Source organism: Flavobacterium sp. (assembly GCF_029242675.1).
Classification (GTDB): domain Bacteria; phylum Bacteroidota; class Bacteroidia; order Flavobacteriales; family Flavobacteriaceae; genus Flavobacterium.
The window spans coordinates 1-3,355 of record NZ_JAQWTM010000056.1 but is presented as its reverse complement, the minus strand read 5'-3'; the positions used below and the strand labels follow the sequence as shown (position 1 = coordinate 3,355).

The window sequence follows — 3,355 nt, the reverse complement described above, 5'->3', positions numbered from 1 at the left end:
AAAATATGCAAAGTTAGCATATCAACAAGCTATAAAATTAAACAGTAGTGACGATAGGAAACTTTGCCTAAAACTATTAATCGAGCTATCAAATGATTCTGACATAAAAAAATACTCAGTACAATACATAACCTTAACTGACAGTCTTATTAGAGCCAGACAAATAGCTAAAAACCAATTTGCAAAAATCAAATACGATTCTAAGAAAGAAAAGGATGAAAATTTAATTTTAAAAACAGAACGAGCGGAAAAAGATTTATTATTTGAAAAACAAAAAAATAATAATCTTCTTTTATTTGCTTTGTTAATTATTGGTCTGCTCACTTTTTTGATTATATTTTACTTCATTAAACAAAAAAACAAGAAGGATAAAATTCAAACTTCCTATAACACCGAAACAAGAATATCCAAAAAGCTACATGACGAACTAGCAAACGATCTATTTCAAACAATGTCCTTTGCTGAAACTCAAGACTTATCATCTGCAACAAATAAAGAGATCTTACTTGACAATTTAGATACCATTTACTCCCGCACGAGGAACATATCTATGGAAAACAGTCCTATTGACACTGGTATTTATTATGTTACCAACTTAAAAAGCTTGATAAAAGACTTCAATACCAATGCGGTAAACATTATTGTGAATGGGTTTGACCTTATTGATTGGTCCAGTATTCCTGCGATACAGAAAATAGTAATGCACAGGGTGATTCAGGAGCTTTTAGTCAATATGAAAAAACACAGTCAATGCACTGTTGCGGTACTAACCTTTAAAACTGAAAGCAATACTATTTTTATACGTTATAGTGACAATGGTATTGGCGCTAATCTAGTTAAATCAACCACACATCTTGGTATTCAAAACATGCAAAACCGTGTACAATCCATCAACGGAAAAATCTCTTTTGACAATAAAACGGGGAAAGGATTTAAAGTAACTATAGAACTTCCGATTTAGATGATTTGCTCCAATTTTTTGTAGCAGTAATTAATTTGCAAAAATCGTTAACTACACTCAATAAAATACTAAAACAACAAACACCGGTTGCGGCTAAAACAATTAACTTACTCTGATTTAACACATGCGGTGAAATGTTTGTTTACTCAAAAAGTCACAAGGGGATTTTTGATTTTGCTTCATGAAAATTGTAGCCTAAGAAAGCATACTCCTAATTTATTTGCATTTCCAAATCTCAAAAGTACAGTATCTAGAGTGATTACTGATCTATATCTTAACCATTTTATGCCATTCAGGTAAGTCGTATATAATTCTTTTACCACATATACTAAGCAGTAGTAGATGGTATTAGGTGGAATGCAAAATCTATTAATTTTGTTAAAAAAAGAATTTTTAATAAAAAAAACTCCTCTTTACGGTTTTCCGTAATGAACTAATTTTAATTGGAATTAGATTTGTGCCTAAACCAAAAAATTAAGAAAAATGTCAAAATTTAATCACGAAGATTTAGCATTTACTGGATATTCACGATCTGCTACAATTTCGACTGAAACCTTACAGCAGTCTATTCGATACAATAAAATTATTGATAAGATTGAAGAATCAGAGGTAATACACTTTTGTAATCAATTCCTTCAGGATTATAAGGTTCCTAAAACCAAATCTAGTTTTCAAAAAGTAGAAGCGTTTTTACAGCATGCTGCTATTGAGAACGAAACTAACAAGGAAAAGCTTTCTGATTGGATTGCTAGTAATTGGATTAAGATTTAACTCACCATTTGTAAACCATACGAATTGAAATAAAATAGTACTCGTGATGATTTCCGCTTAGATCGCGTGGGCTAACTATTAATCAATAATAAGATTTTATGAAAGCGATAAAAAACGTGGTCTTTTTACTTTTTTTCCTGCTTGCAATTCTATCGTGTCAATATAAAACCACTAAAGTTCGATTTGCTGATACAACGCGGACCCATCGAAAGCAAATAAATACTAGTATAAAAGACACCGTTTTAATTGCAACGCCAACAAACGAAAAAAAGCTAAAAGTGAAAAATCATACTAACTACATCGTATCAGGATTAGATGAAGATGGTAATTCAGTCCATGGAGCAGTTTTAATTGAAGGAAAAGCCGGTTTTGGTTCACTAGAGAGGGAAGATAGTACTACAGTTGAAATAATTGCGGAGTGGTCCTCCACTAAGAAACTAATCATAGCTACGGACGAATATGGCTACCTCTATCGACTAACCATCAATAACAATTAGTTGGCTTTTATAGCAGAACTGATGCAAAAAGAAACAAATAAAATATAACACTAGAAAATAAATTTCAATTAAAATTGAGAACCGAAATACAACGACAATTCTAGCCTGATAAATAAAAATACACTTTACTTATTTAAAATAGTATTAATCTAAAAAACAGACATACCTGTTTTAGTGGTGAATGCTTCCAATGCGAACATGCCTAACTCTGAATTTCCTTTTTTATTTAATTTTGGTGACCAAGTAGCAACAACAAACTGCTTGGGATAAAGTGCTACAATTCCGCCTCCAATTCCGCTTTTTCCTGGCAAACCTACTTTAGAGGTAAACTCTCCTGACTCATCATAAAACCCACAGGTTTGCATCAAAGCGTTTAACCTTTTTACTTGACTTTTATTTAAGATTTGCTGTCCTGCCTTTGTTCTACCTTCATTTGCAAGAAAGAAAAAAGAGTTGGCCAACTCTTCACAATTCATTTCTATTGCACATTGGTGAAAATAAAAATCTAGAACCTGATCCACATCATTTTTAATATTACCAAAAGATTTTAAAAAATTAGCTAAAGCTGCATTTCTAAAACTATTATCTTTTTCAGATTCGGCTACAGCATTGTTGTACTTTATAGCTGAACTCCCTGAAATCATTTTTATGAAATCTAAAAAATCCTCTTTAGGATTTTTCAAGCAAGATAAAAGTATATCCGCGATAACAATAGCGCCCGAATTAATAAAAGGATTTCTTGGAATTCCCTTTTCATATTCTAATTGTATTAATGAATTGAATGCTGTCCCTGAAGGTTCGACTCCCACTCGATCCCAAACTTTCTCATCTAAAAATGAAAAGGCTAAAGCTACGGTAAGCGCCTTGGAAATACTTTGAATAGAGAATCGTTCTTGGCTGTCCCCTATCTGGTAATTGTCATTATCGATTGTTGTAAGGTGTATCCCAAATTTATCTGGATTTACTTTAGCCAACTCTGGAATAGTGGTAGTAACGGCTCCTATTGAGGGATATGATTGTATTTCTTTTTGAATTTCATTTAAAACAGAGGCAAATTTCATTCTTTTATAAAATATTGATTAGAAAATAGCTAAGTAAGAATTAGGTTTTTTGCTTCCTTTTTTTC

Annotated in this window: 4 protein-coding genes; 3 read left to right on the top strand and 1 reads right to left on the bottom strand. The window is 31.9% G+C overall.

Features of this window, described 5'->3' with window-relative positions; all coding sequences use genetic code 11:
* From P8M54_RS02190 to P8M54_RS02180, 3 genes are all read left to right on the top strand, one after another.
* Positions 1–961: ATP-binding protein (locus P8M54_RS02190; protein ID WP_366525112.1), on the top strand; the 961-nt coding region annotated here is incomplete at its 5' end.
* A gap of 483 nt (positions 962–1,444) precedes the next feature.
* Complete coding sequence (locus P8M54_RS02185; RefSeq protein WP_300284553.1) at positions 1,445–1,732, top strand: hypothetical protein; 288 nt, start codon at positions 1,445–1,447, stop codon at positions 1,730–1,732.
* A gap of 98 nt (positions 1,733–1,830) precedes the next feature.
* Positions 1,831–2,229 carry a hypothetical protein gene (locus P8M54_RS02180; protein WP_300284550.1) on the top strand — a complete coding sequence of 133 codons (399 nt, stop codon included), beginning with the start codon at positions 1,831–1,833 and terminating at the stop codon, positions 2,227–2,229.
* A 149-nt stretch (positions 2,230–2,378) separates the two neighbouring features.
* Here the strand turns inward: P8M54_RS02180 and P8M54_RS02175 are convergent, their stop codons facing one another.
* Entirely contained in the window at positions 2,379–3,290 is a 912-nt protein-coding gene (locus P8M54_RS02175) for a glutaminase (RefSeq protein WP_300284548.1), read from the bottom strand.
* Positions 3,291–3,355 lie beyond the last annotated feature (65 nt).